15 protein-coding genes are annotated in these 16,802 nt (G+C 45.1%); 4 read left to right on the forward strand and 11 right to left on the reverse strand.

The features are described 5' to 3' along the window. Positions 1-137 precede the first annotated feature (137 nt). Together NST25_RS05175 and NST25_RS05180 are read left to right on the forward strand one after the other, a co-directional pair. The gene (locus tag NST25_RS05175; RefSeq protein WP_076130628.1) at positions 138-1,547 is read left to right on the forward strand and encodes a PLP-dependent aminotransferase family protein; all 1,410 of its coding nucleotides are present in this window, start codon (positions 138-140) and stop codon (positions 1,545-1,547) included. Positions 1,548-1,685: 138 nt separating this feature from the next. After that, positions 1,686-2,381, forward strand: a complete 696-nt coding sequence (locus NST25_RS05180) for a hypothetical protein (RefSeq protein ID WP_076303438.1) — start codon at positions 1,686-1,688, stop codon at positions 2,379-2,381. A 792-nt stretch (positions 2,382-3,173) separates the two neighbouring features. On the opposite strand, the gene NST25_RS05185 is transcribed toward NST25_RS05180, so the two are convergent. The 10 genes from NST25_RS05185 to NST25_RS05230 all read right to left on the reverse strand — a co-directional run bounded on the left by NST25_RS05185 (position 3,174) and on the right by NST25_RS05230 (position 12,379). Beyond that, positions 3,174-4,583, reverse strand: coding sequence for a nucleoside recognition domain-containing protein (locus NST25_RS05185; protein WP_076130630.1), 1,410 nt, complete (start codon positions 4,581-4,583; stop codon positions 3,174-3,176). After that, entirely contained in the window at positions 4,561-5,292 is a 732-nt protein-coding gene (locus NST25_RS05190; RefSeq protein ID WP_076130631.1) for a FeoB small GTPase domain-containing protein, read from the reverse strand. The genes NST25_RS05185 and NST25_RS05190 overlap by 23 nt, the downstream gene beginning before the upstream one ends. Then, positions 5,289-5,543 (reverse strand): FeoA family protein, encoded by a 255-nt coding sequence (locus NST25_RS05195; protein ID WP_036679839.1) that lies wholly within the window; start codon positions 5,541-5,543, stop codon positions 5,289-5,291. The genes NST25_RS05190 and NST25_RS05195 overlap by 4 nt, the downstream gene beginning before the upstream one ends. A gap of 226 nt (positions 5,544-5,769) precedes the next feature. Further along, positions 5,770-6,228 carry an SRPBCC domain-containing protein gene (locus tag NST25_RS05200; protein ID WP_076104700.1) on the reverse strand — a complete coding sequence of 153 codons (459 nt, stop codon included), beginning with the start codon at positions 6,226-6,228 and terminating at the stop codon, positions 5,770-5,772. Positions 6,229-6,333: 105 nt separating this feature from the next. After that, positions 6,334-7,290 (reverse strand): YafY family protein, encoded by a 957-nt coding sequence (locus tag NST25_RS05205; protein ID WP_340393428.1) that lies wholly within the window; start codon positions 7,288-7,290, stop codon positions 6,334-6,336. Positions 7,291-7,437: 147 nt separating this feature from the next. Next, the gene (locus NST25_RS05210) at positions 7,438-9,384 is read right to left on the reverse strand and encodes an ABC transporter permease (protein ID WP_340393429.1); all 1,947 of its coding nucleotides are present in this window, start codon (positions 9,382-9,384) and stop codon (positions 7,438-7,440) included. After that, entirely contained in the window at positions 9,359-10,129 is a 771-nt protein-coding gene (locus NST25_RS05215) for an ABC transporter ATP-binding protein (RefSeq protein ID WP_036679832.1), read from the reverse strand. Before NST25_RS05215 ends, NST25_RS05210 begins: the two co-directional genes overlap by 26 nt. A 237-nt stretch (positions 10,130-10,366) precedes the next feature. Beyond that, entirely contained in the window at positions 10,367-11,365 is a 999-nt protein-coding gene (locus NST25_RS05220) for a sensor histidine kinase (RefSeq protein ID WP_312148953.1), read from the reverse strand. After that, entirely contained in the window at positions 11,362-12,060 is a 699-nt protein-coding gene (locus NST25_RS05225; RefSeq protein WP_076282065.1) for a response regulator transcription factor, read from the reverse strand. The genes NST25_RS05220 and NST25_RS05225 overlap by 4 nt, the downstream gene beginning before the upstream one ends. A 166-nt stretch (positions 12,061-12,226) precedes the next feature. Beyond that, a complete protein-coding gene (locus NST25_RS05230; protein WP_340393430.1) occupies positions 12,227-12,379 on the reverse strand; it encodes a hypothetical protein in 153 nt (50 codons plus the stop codon). 1,149 nt (positions 12,380-13,528) lie between these two features. Between NST25_RS05230 and NST25_RS05235 the strand changes: the two genes are divergently transcribed. Further along, complete coding sequence (locus NST25_RS05235; protein ID WP_340393431.1) at positions 13,529-14,434, forward strand: GNAT family N-acetyltransferase; 906 nt, start codon at positions 13,529-13,531, stop codon at positions 14,432-14,434. A 346-nt stretch (positions 14,435-14,780) separates the two neighbouring features. Here the strand turns inward: NST25_RS05235 and NST25_RS05240 are convergent, their stop codons facing one another. After that, positions 14,781-15,935, reverse strand: a complete 1,155-nt coding sequence (locus tag NST25_RS05240; protein WP_076219736.1) for a phosphodiester glycosidase family protein — start codon at positions 15,933-15,935, stop codon at positions 14,781-14,783. Between the two features lie 270 nt (positions 15,936-16,205). Here NST25_RS05240 and NST25_RS05245 point away from each other — a divergent pair, with 270 nt between their 5' ends. Beyond that, on the forward strand, positions 16,206-16,793 hold the full coding sequence (locus tag NST25_RS05245; RefSeq protein ID WP_339189881.1) for a histidine phosphatase family protein: 588 nt from the start codon (positions 16,206-16,208) through the stop codon (positions 16,791-16,793). Positions 16,794-16,802 lie beyond the last annotated feature (9 nt).

The following is a 16,802-nucleotide window of genomic DNA, read 5'->3' on the forward strand; positions in this document are numbered from 1 at the left end:
ATATAAGAATTTATAAGCTGGCATTTTGTTAATCATATAGGGGAGAGGACAGAACAGATTGCCTTGTGTAGAACAGATTAATTCGGAAATCGTGTACAATATGATTACAAGGTTGTTCGGAGAGGAGTTGTAGCCAGATGAAAAAGGTTGTGGGAGCGGAGCATAATCATCCTTTGTTTCGGCAGGTCTATGAATTTTTATTAAATCGCATGGAGCGAGGGGAGTGGGTCGCACATGATAAGCTTCCTTCTATACGGCTGCTGGCGGAGGAGCTTAAGGTACATCGACTGACCGTATTCAAAGCGTACAGACGGTTGACGGAGGATGGAAAGGTTTATGTAAAAGATAAATCAGGATATTACGTGGCACCCATAATCTCGCTTCCTGCTATTGAAGTAGGAGCCGCAGTATCGGCTTATGCGCTCACTAATCCGCTGTCTGATATTCAGAGAGTGCCAGTTAAGTATCAGTTCTCGCAGGCGCTGATTGATCCGGGGCTGCTGCCGAATCTTTTTCTATCTGACTATGTTAAAAAAGTGTTCGATCTATATCCCAAGGTAATGGGAACGTATGCCTCGGTCCAGGGGGATAACGAGCTGCGTGAGACGTTAAGCCACCACTTTCGGAAGCAACATCGGCTGCAGTTAACTTCGGAAGAGCTGCTTATTACCTCGGGTGCGCAGCAGGCGATCAATCTGATTGCCCGGATTGTGCTTGGTCCTCTGGATACGGTGCTTGTGGAGCGGCCTACTTATAGTGTTGCTATGGATATTTTTCGCCGGGAGGGGGCACGGTTGGTCCCGGTAGAGATCACTCCGGAGGGATATGATCTGGAGGAAGTAGAAGCTTTGATGAAAAAGCATAAGCCGCGTATGTTCTACATTAATCCAACGCATCACAATCCAACTGGATACACGGTGCCTGTGCAACAGCGTAAGCTGTTGGTAGAACTGGCCGAACGTTATCGCTGTTTACTGGTGGAGGATGACCCGTTCCGCGATATGTATTTTGATGAGGAGCCGCCGCCGCCCTTTTTTGCTTATGATACGGAGGGGTGGGTGATCTATATCAGCAGCTTCAGTAAATATGTAGCCCCTGGCTTACGAATCTGTGCGGTGGCTTGCCGATATCCATTTATGGAACGTCTAATCACGGCCAAATCACTCGCGGACAATGGCACTCCGCTGCTGAATCAAAAAATATTTCTACATTACTACACCTCCCCACGCTTGCAACAGCATCTCGGTAAGCTGCGCATTGCACTTCAAGTGCATAAGGAAATTGTAGAAGAGGAGCTGGCGGGGACTGGCTGGGAATGGACGACTCCGCAAGGCGGACTAAATCTATGGGTGAAACTACCGGAGCATCTTACGATGGATCGCCTGTTTGCTTCAAGTATGGCGCAGTCGATCGCTTTTGTTCCTGGGGAGTTATTTGATCCACTGGGGGAAATGAAGTCAAGGCTTCGCCTAAGTTATTCCTTTGCAAGCGAAGGGGTGCTGCGCGAAGGAATACAGCGTTTGATTGGGATCGCGCACAGTCTGTGAGTGGTACAGCAGGTATGGGGGATTAAAGAAGAGGATATGAGGAATTGCTACCGGATAGACTTGTATCACTTGTTTGGCAATTCCTGTAACACTTTCCACGTTTGCTCCGTCTGTAAGGTAAAGAAGGGGGTTATCAAAGTGCGAAAGATCAATTTCCGAAAGTTCAATTTCCGAAGTCCAATGATGATATTTCTAGGTGTCCTATTAATATTTACGGCTTTGCTGACGGTACGGCCCTCGGTCACTTACGCTTGTTCTTGTGTTATGCCTGCGGAGCCACTGGAAGCTCTTGAGAAAAGTACAGCTGTTTTTGTCGGGAAAGTAGTGGACATGAAGGAGCCGTCACAGGGGAACATAATTTCTTCTGCTGATCCAGTAAAGGTAACCTTTGAGGTGGATTCCAGCTGGAAAGGGGTCGAGGGAAACCAAGTTACATTGACTACGGCTTTATCTTCTGCAAGCTGCGGCTTTGAGTTTGTGGAAGGGGAAAGTTACATTGTCTATGCTTATGCTAGAGACGGTGGAGACTCTGGTAATCTGGAGGCTAGTTTATGCAGTCGAACTAAGCGGCTAACCGCTGACTCAGTGGATCTAAAAGAGCTGGGACCGGGTATTTCGCCTACAACGCCTACCGCTTCTCCGGAGGTAACCCCGAATAATTCACCGGAGTCAGAAGCTGGGAGTAATGAGCCTGATCAAACGGGGAACCCGGCTGGGGACAGTGATTCCTTTCCACTTGTTAATGTGGGGATTAGTGGAATAATTATCGTTCTAGCAGCTATAGCTGGGGCTGTTCTATACCGTCGTAGAAATGATGGAACGCGCAAAAAATGACTCTAACTGTAGAGTCACGTCATGTAATGTAATGTAATGTAATGTAATGGTGGGATCAAGTTAGGACGTAAGAATATATAAGGGGTTGTGATAAAATAAGCGGTCGCTCGGGATAAACATCCGAGCGACCGCTTATTTGTTTGAGATGACCTTGAGTAACTGGTGTTGGGCTGTGTTGGTGGACCAGTGGTGGAGTATGTTGGTGGGCGAAAAGGTACTGATGCTAATGCTGGTGTGTGCTGAAGGGCGGCGTAGGTCTAGAGTTGGTATGTGTGGAAGGGCGATGCAGGTCTAGTGCTGGTGCTGGTGCTCAAGTGTAGCTCGGAACCATCTAGAATCAATAATTAGGGAAATCCTCCCTGATTTTATCGTGTTTTACTCATTATTAGCGATAATTGGGGAATTCCTCTCTAAAATTCTGCGGAAATTGCCCTTTTTTCCTATAATCGGCTAATTATTAGGGAGAAATTCCGCAAAAAGTTCAATATGTGCTTATAAAGATCGATTATCAGGGAGAAATTCCGCAAAAAGTTTAACGCGCGCCTATAAAGTTCGAATTTGAGGGAGAATCTCCTTAAATATCAGTTCAAGGAGGGCAGAATTTTGTGAAGCAAGTTGCACTTTAGATTGTAAGGTAAAGTAAGGTGAATTCCGTGTAGCAAGGTTAATTTGGGTGATGTGATTAAGGTGAATTTAGTGAGTTAATGATGAATTTTTGCGATGTAAGTTGAAATCTGTTGAAGTCAGTTGTGATGTCACTTGAGTTTAGATCGCAAGCCTACCTCACCCTCGTCACACCCACCCAAATAACCGGGCAAGCTGAGCGACAGCAAAGGTTACTCCGATGGCGATACCCAGCGGAATGACTGCTGAGAGAACGGCCCACTTCATGCTTTTTGTTTCCTTGTAAATGTTCACGAGTGTCGTACCACAAGGATAGTGGAGCAGGGAGAACAGCATCATGTTGAGTGCGGTCAGCCAGGTCCAGCCATGTGAGAGAAAGACATCTTTGATACTGCCTAAGCTGTCGATATCAACCATAGCGCCTGAGGACATATAGCCCATAAGCAGGATAGGCAATACGATTTCATTCGCAGGAAGTCCAAGAATAAAGGCCATGATGATAAAGCCATCCATGCCAAGCAAATGTGCGAACGGATCAAAGAATGCAGCCATATGATTCAGTACAGAATCGCCGCCAATAAACAGATTGCCTAGAATCCAAGTGATAATCCCGGCAGGGGCAGCAACGACGATAGCCCGAGTAAGTACGTTAAGGGACTTATCTTTGGAGGAAATAAGTATGGTCTTCCAGATTTGTGGACGGCGGTAGGGAGGAAGCTCCAATGTGTAATGTGTGGGAACCCCACGCAGCGCAGTTTTGGACATGACCCAGGAAACGGTTAAGGTAACAATGATGCCGATTAGAACCATTCCCATTAGGACGGAGGCAGTGGTGAATGTACGAAGCGCGCCTGTCGTAGCGGCTCCTGCCATAAATAAGGAAGACAATAAAATCAGCGTGGGCCAGCGGCCGTTGCAAGGGACAAAATTGTTGGTCAGTATAGCCAGCATTCGTTCACGCGGCGATTCGATGATTCGTGTGGAGAGGATAGCGGCCGCGTTACAGCCGAAGCCCATGGACATGGTTAAAGCTTGCTTGCCATGACCACCTGATTTTTTGAACAGTCGGTCCATGTTAAACGCAACGCGTGGCAGATACCCGAAATTCTCAAGCAGAGCGAATACGGGGAAAAAGATCATCATCGGTGGCAGCATGACACTGATTACCCATGAGGTGCCTCGATACAAGCCAAGCACAAACACGCCGTGCAGCCAAGCTGGGGCATGGAGAGCCTCAAATCCCGCTGTCAGATATCCTTCGATGAAGCCAAAGAAGGAAGCGAGCCAGCTAGAAGGGTAGTTAGCCCCGGCAATCGTAATCCAGAATACGACACCGAGAATGGCGAGCATGATGGGAAAACCCCAAATTTTGGAGGTCACGATATTATCCAGCTTATAAGTGCTGTTCAGTTTCTTCTTATCCCGATAAGTAACTGCATCTCCGCAGATGCCTGCGGATACGCCATATATACCACTGACAATCTCATCCCGAATGGCTCCGCCGTCAGCGAGCTTTTTTGCGGTGGACAATAGGGAATCTAGAGCGTCAGATCCCTTAGTGATAGGCAGTGACTCCATGGCCGATGACCTCCTTTGCTTCGGGTAAATCCTTGCTTTTCATATGCTCTTTAAGTGAAGTAAGCAGGCTGTCATCACCGTCCAATAAGCGCAGTGCAATCCAGCGAGCGGGATATTTGGTACCGATGGTTTGCTCTACCAATGGTGTAAGCTCGGCAATTCCCCGTTCGATCTCTTCGTTGTAACTAATCCGCAGCGGCTGCGCTGTGAATGAGCCTGTAGCCACTCGCTCCACTTGATCCAATAAGGCATCGATCCCTATTTTATTGCGTGCCGATATCGCAACGACGGGTACGCCGAGACGTTTGGAGATACTCTTCAGGTTGATGTCGATGCCCAGCTTACGTGCTTCATCAATGAGGTTGATGCAGACAACCGCCCGTCCGGTAATCTCCAGCACTTGCAAGGCAAGATTGAGATTACGTTCCAGCGAAGTAGCGTCAAGCACTACAAGTGTCACGTCTGGCTGTTCAAAAATAATATAATCTCTAGCCGCTTCTTCATCCGCGGAATTTGAGTATAGGGAGTACGTTCCTGGTAAATCCACCGCGAGGTATGAATGGTTATTGTGTTTGAATTCGCCTTCGGCAGTAATGACGGTTTTACCTGCCCAGTTTCCAGTATGCTGTCGCATGCCGGTTAGCAGATTGAATAGTGTGCTTTTTCCGGTGTTAGGATTGCCTGCAAAAGCGACGGTGAACTGACTCATGCTTCTACACCTCCAATTAATTCTCCGAATATTAAAGAACTTTCTTCTCTACGCAGTGCAATGGTCGTATTGCTTACCCGAAAAGCTATAGGATCTCCTAATGGACTACGCCGCAACACCTCTACGATATTCCCGACTACGAACCCGAGGTCCAGTAATCTTCTTCTAAGCACACCTTGAACTTCAATGTCGCTGATGCGCAGCGTGCTACCCTTTGCAGCCTCTGATAAAGGAATAGTTGTTCCAGTCATGAGATCCCTTCTTTCATTTATATTTTTACCGCCTACGGTTTTTATTTTGTGTATTAGAACATTTCTTGTAGTCTGGCACAACATTAGTATATGGCAACAACTTTGTCCCTGCAACAAGAATGTTTCCCTTAGGCAAAATAAAATTAAGCAAAAAAAGCCCCTGACGAAAGAGGGCTTGTACGCTCTTTTCCGCAGGGTTGAGCTTAATTCCTAATTAACATAAAAATTACGACCAGCTGCCAAAATCAAGTGTACGTCCGGTCTCGACCAAGGTTTTAATATTACTCAGAACCTGCCACCAGGCGTTGATACTGCCAGCATATGAAGGATCATCAGGATGCCATTCATCGTGGATAAGCGTAAGCTTAGTAGTTCCACCCACCGGTTCAAGCAGCCAAGATATACGCGATTCATATCTTTCTGTACCCTTATGATAGGAGGGGCCGACCTTATGCGTGAAACGAAACGCTTTTTGTGGAGTGAACTCCAGCAGAGTCCCATATACATGTATCGTTTCATCGCCATCTGCACCGGGACCAACATATTCAAGCAATTCACCTTCTTTAAAAGTGGATTGGATTACGCTCCCGTAGTAAATCTGTTTAGTACCTTCGGGAGAGATCAAAGTCTCCCATACCTGCTCAGGTGTTCCGCCAATATAAAATTCATAGTGAAGTTCTTTCATTCCTTATTCCTCCTTGGTTTGTACAATCATTTATTCCCTTAGACTTATTTACACTATACAAAAGGATCACTGACAACTACGGTCAGTGATCCTAAAATAATCATTTTAAGTTTTATAATAAGCTGCCAGATCGGTAGCTATAGCGGACAGCTTTTGTTTCAGAGCTAAAGGCTCTAGGATTCGTAGTGTTGATCCATAAGGCAACAAGAAGTAAGGCGCATAAGTCAGTAAGGAGGTCTCATCGACTTGTAAACGGGCTTGTCCGTCAATGCGCTGCACCAGCGCATGTCCAAACAGCCAATGACTGCATAGATCGTTCAGGATTCCTTCATCGGCGGCGATGACTACTGCTATGAGTTTCTCTGGAGTATTTGGTGTGGGCAGCAAGCTTTTTAACAAAAAATCACGTGCAGAGAAGTCAGCAGGACGGGCAAACAGAGCTTCTGTGCGGTGCAGTTCAGTTATTCTATCGACTCGGAAAGACCGAATTTCTTGCCTCTGATGGCAATAAGCAACGGTGTACCATTGCCCTTTCCACAGGACAAGTCCATAAGGATCAATAGCGCGGGAAGAAATCGTCTCCCCGTTTCCCTTCCGATATTCCATCTGGAGGGTATGTCCGTTCGCCGTCGCTAATTCAAGCTCTTGCAGTAGGTGGGGAAGCGGCGCAGCAGGGGAGTGGATGGTTTCTATCCCGCTCTCATGACGCTCCATCTGTTCTAATTGCTGCGCATTGCTGTACCGTTTCAGTTTGGCGATTGCTTGATCTAGAGCTTCTACATAAGGATATCCAGTTCCCCGCGCAAAGGAGGCGGCTTGCATGAGGGAACGTTGTTCGTCGGAGTCAAAGAATAACGGGACCTCGGAAAAATGCTCCGGAAGGCTATAGCCACCACCAGGTCCACTATCCGCGATAATGGGTACGCCACTGATGCATAACGCGTCGATGTAACGATAGACAGAGCGGACACTGATCTCTAGCGCTTCTGCTAGTTCCCCGGCGGTTCTTCCCCGTTGCCTGAGCATCCAGAGAATGGATAACATGTGATCAGCCTTGGACATAAATCAGGAACCTCCTTGCCTCATTAATTAGTAATAGTTTACTAACTATAGCAAATTGCCTATTGATCAGCTAGAGAACCTTTTGGTGCTGCCATAAGTTCCAAGCCGCGAAGTACATCCAGGGTTACGATTCTTTTCAACATGGTGTTACACCATTATTTTCTTGAGACTATGAATGTACCGTGATCTCGCAATAAGGAAATAGATAGTTTGCACAACCAGAAATACAGCAGATGTAGTAAGCACGGGCACAGTTACATTTGTGATATTAATCTGTTTCAGTATCGGGCGTATCACGACAAGGGTCTGAATGGTGGCAATAATAATCGGAATATAGAAAAGCACAGAAATCTGTTTGGTAGCAGAAGCTGACATTTCTTTAGTACTTAAACCGATCTTGGACAAAGCATTATACATTTGCTTATCTGTGTTGAGCTCAGTATGAAGCTTAAAAAAGAGAAAGCTGGCCGATGATAGCGAGAAGATCAGTGCGATAAAAATTCCTATAAAGCTAAGCATGGCGGCTCCCTGTTTGGTCGATAGATAGCTGTCTGCTCGCGATCCCAGTATAGAGCTGTATTGATGGTTAGCCTTGTTAGCGGCTTTATTCCATTGGATAAGGTCTCTGGTGACAACAGCTTCAGCTGAGCTGTCATTAGGTGTAGGACCGTCCCATGCAGGGATTTTGTATAGATATTTCACATAAGGTCTCGTGTACTTCTCTGTTGAATTAGAAATCTTATGATATAAGTTGTCATCTACGATTAGAAGTGAGGTGGCCATTGGATCTACTGGATGCACCTTTGATGTTCGTAATTCTTTTAACATCAGTTCCTCATCTTTTTGAACCTTCAAATGAATCGCTCGATTAGCAGCATAATTCTGTGAATCCATATGTGGGTTCAGCAGCAATACAGCTTCTTTTTCAGACAAGGGTCCAACCTCGGACACATCCATCTGTAAGCCCAGTTGATTGAACTGTGAGCGGGAGATCAGATCAATTCCAAGTATTATTTCCTTATCGATTCCTTGAATGGAAGCAGAGATTAGATCTACTTTATTCTCTGTATACTCGACTTTAGCATTCTTTAATTTAGTGTGAATGGGCTCTAAATCTGGTGCTTCATCCTTCGGATCATAAATCGTATAACTCACAGCGAATGGGGATTTTTTATAGAGGTCTGAGTTCGCTTGATTAATCGATAAAAGAATTCCCGAAGCCATGCAGGCAAGCGAGGTAACCACAGTTACAAGGAACAGCATTCTTGCATTGTCTTTAATCTTATAACTCATTTCGGAAATCCACAGCAGATTGGTTCCGCGCCACAACTGTTTGCGTCTTAGTTTTAGTAGGCGAATGCCCAATACAGATAACTGAGAGTAGAAAAAGTAGGTTCCAGCGATACCTGTGACAGCGGCGACTAACAGTGAGGACGGGGACAATTGCTTCCGAATCGCGAGAGCGCCGACGGTCAACAGTAGAAGCCCAAAGAGCGAGAACAACAAGGAGACACGGGGTTCTTTTTTAGGTTTAACATTTCCCTTAAGCAGTTCAAGAACTTGATGTTTACGAATGAACAATAATGTGAAGATCGAAATGACTAGAAATAATGAAATGAAAGAGATAGAAGTAATCATTAACGCCTTCATTGGCCAATAAAAGGGTAGTGGCTCCATGCCCATAATTGTCGTGCTTAGCAGCAAGAATAACTTGGATAAAAGCATGCCGAAAGACACACCTGTTACTATAGAGAGCAGTCCGATCAGCATGTTTTCTATAAGAATCAGCTTGTTGATCTGGCCAGGGCGTGCGCCTAAAATCATCAGTATGCCGAACTCCAGATTACGCATTTTCAGAAACGCACTAATCGAATATAGTACGAAAAAGAACGCAAAGATAAACACAATGTAAGAAGCAATTTGCATGCCGGAGGCTGAATTCGCACCCAGCGCGATGTTCGTAATACTAGGGTGATAAATAAAGACTGAATAAGAGAAAAAGATCATGACCATAAAAGCACTGCTTAAGAAAAAAGCAAAATAAGCGCGCGAATTACGGCGTACATTATTAAACGCGAATTGAGGAAAGTTCATGACTATTCCCTCCCCAGAACGAAAGTGTGTCGATAATCTTTTGGAAGAAGGCCTGACGGTTATCTCCCCGGTGAATTTCGGCTGCTAGTTTGCCGTCTTTTATAAAAACAATTCGGTTGCAGTAGCTCGCTGCCAGTGGATCATGTGTTACGAGCATTAGCGTGGTGCCTTCTTTGTGGTTAATATCCTCCAGCGATTCCATCACCATCCGCGAAGAATTGGAGTCAAGCGCACCCGTAGGTTCATCGGCCAAAATAATCGAAGGAGAGGTGATGATCGCCCGGGCAATTGCGGTCCGCTGACGTTGTCCCCCTGAAATTTCATAAGTGCGTTTGCTCAGAATATCGGTAATGTTTAAGCGTTCAGCGACTCTTTGAAGCAAGATTTCCATCTGTGAGAGCTTACGGTTATCCAAAGTCAGGGGCAGCACAATATTTTCGGCGACGGTTAACGTCTCAAGCAGGTTGAAGTCCTGAAACACAAAGCCTAGCTGTTTTCGGCGAAAGTGGGCGAGCTCTTTTTTATTCAAAAGATAAGGGTTGCTGCCATTGATATTCACTTCGCCAGAGGACGGCTGGTCGATTGTGGATACCATATTGAGCAGTGTTGTTTTACCGCTACCAGACGGTCCCATAATTCCGACAAATTCACCTTTTTCAATATTAAGATGAATATCGGTGAGGGCTTGGGTCACTATTTTGCCGGGGTATACCTTATGAAGTCCTTTGACTTCCAATACGTTCATATCATTCATTCCTCCAATACAAAAATGATTTCATCCGCCTTATTCGGGGAACGGGTTATGTATATAATTTATAAGATCGAGAGATTAGCTGCTATGGATTTACCTTAAGGTTTCCTTACAGAGACGTTAAGGTTATGTTCGCCTTTCTTCTTGTGGAGAATGGGTTGAGAGATAGTAGCCTATAAAGAAGAAGGAGGCTTCAAAGCCATGAATAATGACGACGAAGTCCCCTCAATATTATTTCTGTAGATGATCACTGTTGCTAAAAATAAGCCGCACACGGGTCCCTTCCCCGAGCCGGGACTGAATATCCACCTTGTGTTCGAGCCTGTTGCAAATCTCCCGGACGAGATACAGCCCCATCCCTGTCGATTCATGATAATGTCGTCCGCGGTCACCCGTAAAGTAGGGATTAAAGACCCGCTTCAGATCCTCAGGAGAAATGCCGATCCCTTGATCGGTAATATCCAGAATCGTGTCGGTGCCTACACGCTGAGCTGAGAGGGTAACGGTCTTGCCAGTACCGGAGGTATAGTTTACGGCATTGGTTAAGATTTGGGCCAGCATAAACATTAACCATTTAGCATCGCTATATACCGCGAGATTGGCATCCACCTGTACATCTACTTTTATACCCCGGCGTATGAATAGTCTGCGATTTTCGGCTACCGCCTCACTAACGGTTTTGCGCAGAAGTAACGGTTCAACTTGAAAATCATTTTCAAATCGGTCAAGTCTTGAAGTGTAGATAACCATTTCCAGCCCTCCGCGCAGACGTTCCAGTTCCTCCTGAATACTTGCGGCAGCCTCCTCTTCAAGATCCTTTAGCGTAAGCTGAATTACAGAGAGCGGGGTCTTCATTTGATGAACCCAGCGATTCATGAATACGATATGCTGATCCATCTGGCGCGCATGCGCATTCACTTGCTCCTGATACTGGCGGTCAATCAGCTGCAATAACTCATGGATAGCTTCTGAAAGAGGAGTGTCTCCTAAGGAAACAAGATGTTTTTGGAGCATGTCCATAGGTTCGCTTAATGCTGCATACAATCTCCGGTGCTGAACGTATCGGTAGCCTAGATATAGCAATAGAACTACGGTACTCAAGGCGATTCCATAAAGCATGATAGAGATCGGTCTGTTCTCACCAGACAGCCAATACAGCAAAGGGATAAGCAGCATCTGAAGCAGATAGAATAGGATCAGTGAGATCTGGTCTCTCCAAAAAAGCCTCATGGCGTATCCTTAGAGACATTAAGCCGATAGCCAGCGCCTCTTACGGTTTCCACAATGTCGCCAAGACCGAGATCCTTGAGCTTTTTGCGGACACGGGTTATGTAGACATTTAATGTATTGTCATCTATGAAATGCTGATCCTTCCACATGAGATCGAGCAGACGCTCCCGGTTAACCACTCGTCCTTCCTTAAGCAGTAAAGCTTCCAGTAGAACCGCTTCCTTTTGGGTTAGCTCACTCGTGTACCCGTCGTATTGGATCATATATCGTTCAGGATAGAGGATTAAACCTCCAGATTGGAGTTTATGCTCTTCTTGAGTCTGTGAGTATGAACCGTATGCTCTACGTATGTGGCTGCGGATTTTGGCAAGTACAACCTCATAGTGAAAAGGCTTAGTGATATAATCGTCCCCGCCATTCTCAAGCGCCATCACCTGATCCATTCCACTATCCCGTGCAGAAATGAACAGAATCGGGCAGAGTGAGAGGGAACGAATCTGGCGGCACCAGTAGAACCCATCGTATTTAGGCAGATTGACGTCCAGTAAGATAAGGTCAGCCGAGCTTTCATTAAAAGTCTCCAGCACCCTGTTGAAATCCTCTACAATAATTGTACGGAACCCATATTTCGATAGGTACGTGCTCAGCAAGCTTGCCAGCTTGGCATCGTCCTCTATGATTAGAATCGTCTCCATATTTTCACTCCTTTGTTCAGTTATACAGTAACATGGACAAGGAAAATTATGCAAAAAGAGTACTCTTATTCGTGGTCAACGTAAGAATCTAGCTAGACTTACCGAAGGGGAATTTGGCTGATCTAAGCCTAGCTGATCTAGCTCTAGCTGACCTAGTCTAGCTGGTCTAGCCTAGCTGGCCTAGCTCTAGCTGATCTAGCTCTAGCTGAACTAGCTCTAGCTGAACTAGCTCTAGCTGATCTAGCTTTAGCTGATCTAGCTCTAAGCAATCCAGATTTCGCTCAAGCGGATTATCCAGACTTAATTGCACTTTGTACACTTATTTCTGCGTAGATAGTCCCTAGAAGCCGTTTAGTTGCACTTCGTGCAGCTAAAAAGGGTGAATTCGGTGCAATTAAAGGAAAACCGGAAATTTAACTGCACGAAATACAACTAAACTAACTTTTGAAGGAGCATTCTGAGGAATAGTTGCACTAAATGCAGTTAACGGATGCGTGGAGCTCATAATTATCGCTTGGAAATAGTTGATCAGTGACTATTTCCTCCCGAAGAAGAACGCCCACTCCAAAACTTACTCTAATTGCACTTTGTACACTTATTTCTCCGTAAATAGTCCCTAGAATCCATTTAATTGCACTCTGTGCAACTAAAAAGGGTGAATCTAGTGCAATTAAAGGAAAACCGGAAATTTAACTGCACGAAATACAACTAAACTAACTTTTGAAGGAGCATTCTGAGGAATAGTTGCACTAAATGCAGTTAACGGATGTGAGGAGCTCATAATTATCGCTTGAGAAAGCTTGATCAGTGACTATTTCCTCTGAAAGAAGATCGCCCACTCCAAAACTTTCTCTAATTGCACTTTGTACACTTATTTCTCCGTAGATAGTCCCTAGAAGCTATTTAATTGCACTTCGTGCAACTATAAAGGGTGAATCTAGTGGAATTTAAGGAAAACCAGAAATTTAACTGCACGAAATACAACTAACTATTTTTTTAAGTAACATTCTGAGGAAATAGTTGCACTAAATGCAGTTAACGGATGTGAGGAGCTCATAATTATCGCTTGAGAAAGCTTGATCAGTGACTATTTCCTCCGGAAGAAGATCGCCCACTCCAAAACTTACTCTAATTGCACTTTGTACACTTATTTCTGCGTAGTTGGTCATTATAAGCCATTTAATTGCACTTCGTGCAACTAAAAAGGGTGAATCTAGTGCAATTAAAGGAAAATCAGAAATTTAACTGCACGAAATACAACTAACTATCTTTTGAAGGAGCATTCTGAGGAAATAGTTGCACTAAATGCAGTTAACGGATGCGTGGAGCTCATAATTTCCACTCGAGAAATGTTTGTTTTGTGAACGTACGAATCATATTAGGTAGTATAAAATAATAATAACTAATTATGATATATGCTTCATTTTGCATCCCCCTTAATATGAAATTAAAGAGAGGGGCGTGGAAAATGAACATTAATTTTAGAAGCTACCGTTCTGAAGATCTGCTAAAGGTACGTCATTTTCTTATAAAAAGTTATAGTAAGCTAAAGACTCCAAATACCTGGCTTATAGACCGCTGGGAATTTGTTATTTTTTTTCAGGAGACGAGAAGTGGAATGCTGGAGCAGTGGGAACAAAAAGTGGGCTTATGGGAGTATGAGAATGGAGAGCTTGCAGCTGTTGTGTGCAGGGACGATGGGTTCTATTTTCAGTGTGCTGAGATGAATCCTCCGGAAAAATTACTTGAAGAAATGTTCGCTTTTGCTGAACAAAAAGCTGAGGAAGAGAACGGTGGTTACGTAGAGCTGTATGTGCCAATACCGGAGAATATGACTTCTGCGGCAGAGGTTGCTCGTAAGAGGGGGTATCATCAAACGGGTGGTAAGGAAAGCGTAAACTCCTTGCGATTGGATAAGGAATTTCCTGTGGAGCTCCCCTCTGGCTTTAGAATATGCAGCGGAGATGAGATCGAGGTTACTGCAAAAGCGCTCGGACATATCATGGCCTTCGACTATGCAGAAACGGCGGAGGCAGAGCTCACGCTGCTACATTATGGGAATATGAGTAACGCTCCAAGCTATAATCCGCAGCTCGATCTTAGCGTTGTGAATGACGCGGGCGAAGTGGTTTCCTTTTGTAATATTTTTTGGGACAGCAGCAATAGAATTGGTGCTCTGGAGCCTGTAGGCACATCCATTAATTATCGAAAGCTGGGACTGGGACGGGCGGTTCTACACGAAGGATTTAACCGTTTAAAACAACTCGGAGCTAGTAAAGTTTACGTAGGTTCGATGCAGCCTTTCTACGAGAAATTGGGCTTTACTACAGAAGTTTGGTTGCAGGTGTGGGAATATTCAGGTCACACGGATTAAGTTGCACCGGCTGCCCCTAACATTGGATCTGTCAGCAGTATCTAAACTGGCAACGTTTTATGAAAAATCCCCTTGATGGGTAAGTCATCAAGGGGATTTTTGGGTTTGAGCTCGGCAATTATATGCTGCAAAGTAATCTCATACGTCGCACAGCAATCATACCGCCAGAGCAATTATGCGCTGCAAACTGCCTCTGATTGCACTTTGTACAATAGAATCATATATTCTTAGTAGCCGAAGCCGAAGCCGAAGCCGAAGCCGAAGCCGAAGCCGAAGCCGTAGCGTGGCTGAGCCAAGCCAAATCACGAAGCTCAGCACTCGCAACTAGCCGTCTGGCCAAGAGATTTTATTGATATTTGACTACAATCGCATTGCTGATCTGACGCCCAGGGGACGTAAGATATTTGCCGTTGTAGTAGAGCCCGCTGGATGCACCACCATCCAGATTCATGGCTTGATACGCTCCAGCTTGCTTCATCATTTCTGCCAGCTGTGGGATGGTGGCTCCACCAGTGGTCAGTAGAATGAGCTTATGGTCGCGTGTTAATCCGAGCGCGCTGCGGGCTCCGCCGCCGGTTAAGATTTTCGGATCCTTGAAGCCTTCTGCCGCGACATTTAGGGATACCTTGCCGTTCACAAGAAGACGCGGACCGGCTTGAAGAGCTCCTTCCATGGAGCCGGAAGCGAAGCGGCTTGTGAATTCCAGCCCAGGAATCAGTGACGCCAGATGGTTGCTGTCATAGGTAAAAATCGTCCGGCGATCCCCGGAGCTATTTTTAAGCATTTTTCCGCCGCTGACAATGTACCCGTATGGAGCTTTGTATGCTCCTTTTGTATAGGCATCAAAAAATGTTCCGTTAATCGCAACTACGGCATTATTACGTTTAGCCAGACTGCTTAGGTCCTCTACTTTTCCGACCGTATTTCCAGCCAGTACGACATCAAGTTTCACCTTAGGATGCAGCAGGGACACTGTAACCGTCTGGGCTTTGAAGGATCTGCCGCCAACTTTGAAGGTTTTACTAGCGCTGACAACTGGTGAAGAATCCGCTTTGATTAGTGCGCCGGACTGTACAGGAACAGTGGTTGCAATATCATTACTCTTAAGGGTTAATGAAGAGGCTTCCTTATCCCAGGTTAATTGAATGCCAAGCGTTGTGCTGATAAAAGACAACGGGATATATACCGTGCCATTATCACTGAAAGCAAGATCAGTTAGCGTAACCGACTTTTCATTGACGAGCGCAGCGGTTTGACCTAATGTAAGCGTTATGGTGGTGTCTGCATTCGTAATGCTTATACGTTTTTCGTTAGGATTCCATACAGACTGTATACCAGTGAAGCTATTTAAGAGACGCAGTGGTATGTATGAATGGTTATTCTTGTCCACATAGACGGTGTTTTTAGGAACTGGTGTTGCACCAACAGTGGATGGGCAAGTGGCGACAAGTGGAACGAGCAGTAAGAAGGTAAGAAACAGAGTGGACCCTAGCTTTTTCATCATAAACAATTACTCCTTATCTTGTAGCTGTTGTAAAAAACGACAAGGTTTATTATACCTCATGTTCAAAAACTTGGATAACCTTTATTTTTAAATGTTCATAGGGTGAATCTGATAGAATATAGATTATATTATTTATATTAGCACTGAAATTGCACTGAGATTAGCACTATAACTAGCACTATAACTAGCACTATAACTAGCACCATAACCAGCACAATAACCAGCATCACAATTGCCACTAGACTCAATAGCTAAAAGGAGATTTTTATGACTACGATAGGTTTAATTCGCCATGGAAGTACCGCGTGGAATAAAGAAGGCAGAGTGCAAGGGCATACGGATAATTCATTGGATGCTGAAGGCCTGCAACAGGCACAACTACTGGCTGAACGTCTTAGCACAGAACAATGGGATTACATATATTCAAGTGATTTACTCAGAGCGCGGCAAACGGCAGAGGTTATTGCAGAAAGATTAGGCCTTGAGATCACGGGTTTAGCGCCGGGCATTCGAGAGATGTATGCGGGACTTATTGAAGGAACTACGCAGCAAGAGCGGATTGAACGATGGGGAACCGATTGGAAGACGTTAGATTTGGGTTTGGAAACTCCAGAAGCCAGCGAGCTCAGAGGCAGCGAAGTGATTGAAGAAATTGCGGCGAGACATTCAGGCAGTCATATTCTGATCGTTAGCCATGGTGCAATTTTACGCAGCAGCCTTAGAAGACTACTTCCAGAACTGGACGGCACAGTATTATTGAACAATACGTCAATTACGCGAATAACAAAATCCGAATCGGATGGCTCCTGGAACTGCGAGTTATATAATTGTGCGCGGCATTTGGAGAAAGAGTAAGTGTTCAGA

It is taken from the genome of Paenibacillus sp. FSL E2-0190 (assembly GCF_037992965.1).
GTDB classification, from domain to species: domain Bacteria; phylum Bacillota; class Bacilli; order Paenibacillales; family Paenibacillaceae; genus Paenibacillus_AQ; species Paenibacillus_AQ odorifer.

Bases quoted from the DNA above. Each gene is read 5' to 3' on its own strand.
- NST25_RS05215 (WP_036679832.1), bottom strand. From the start codon at position 10,129: ATGAACGTATTGGAAGTCAAAGGACTTCATAAGGTATACCCCGGCAAA.
- NST25_RS05240 (WP_076219736.1), bottom strand. From the start codon at position 15,935: ATGAAAAAGCTAGGGTCCACTCTGTTTCTTACCTTCTTACTGCTCGTT.
- NST25_RS05235 (WP_340393431.1), top strand. From the start codon at position 13,529: ATGAACATTAATTTTAGAAGCTACCGTTCTGAAGATCTGCTAAAGGTA.
- NST25_RS05220 (WP_312148953.1), bottom strand. From the start codon at position 11,365: ATGAGGCTTTTTTGGAGAGACCAGATCTCACTGATCCTATTCTATCTG.
- NST25_RS05175 (WP_076130628.1), top strand. From the start codon at position 138: ATGAAAAAGGTTGTGGGAGCGGAGCATAATCATCCTTTGTTTCGGCAG.
- NST25_RS05195 (WP_036679839.1), bottom strand. From the start codon at position 5,543: ATGACTGGAACAACTATTCCTTTATCAGAGGCTGCAAAGGGTAGCACG.
- NST25_RS05190 (WP_076130631.1), bottom strand. From the start codon at position 5,292: ATGAGTCAGTTCACCGTCGCTTTTGCAGGCAATCCTAACACCGGAAAA.
- NST25_RS05210 (WP_340393429.1), bottom strand. From the start codon at position 9,384: ATGAACTTTCCTCAATTCGCGTTTAATAATGTACGCCGTAATTCGCGC.
- NST25_RS05245 (WP_339189881.1), top strand. From the start codon at position 16,206: ATGACTACGATAGGTTTAATTCGCCATGGAAGTACCGCGTGGAATAAA.
- NST25_RS05200 (WP_076104700.1), bottom strand. From the start codon at position 6,228: ATGAAAGAACTTCACTATGAATTTTATATTGGCGGAACACCTGAGCAG.
- NST25_RS05225 (WP_076282065.1), bottom strand. From the start codon at position 12,060: ATGGAGACGATTCTAATCATAGAGGACGATGCCAAGCTGGCAAGCTTG.
- NST25_RS05205 (WP_340393428.1), bottom strand. From the start codon at position 7,290: ATGTCCAAGGCTGATCACATGTTATCCATTCTCTGGATGCTCAGGCAA.
- NST25_RS05185 (WP_076130630.1), bottom strand. From the start codon at position 4,583: ATGGAGTCACTGCCTATCACTAAGGGATCTGACGCTCTAGATTCCCTA.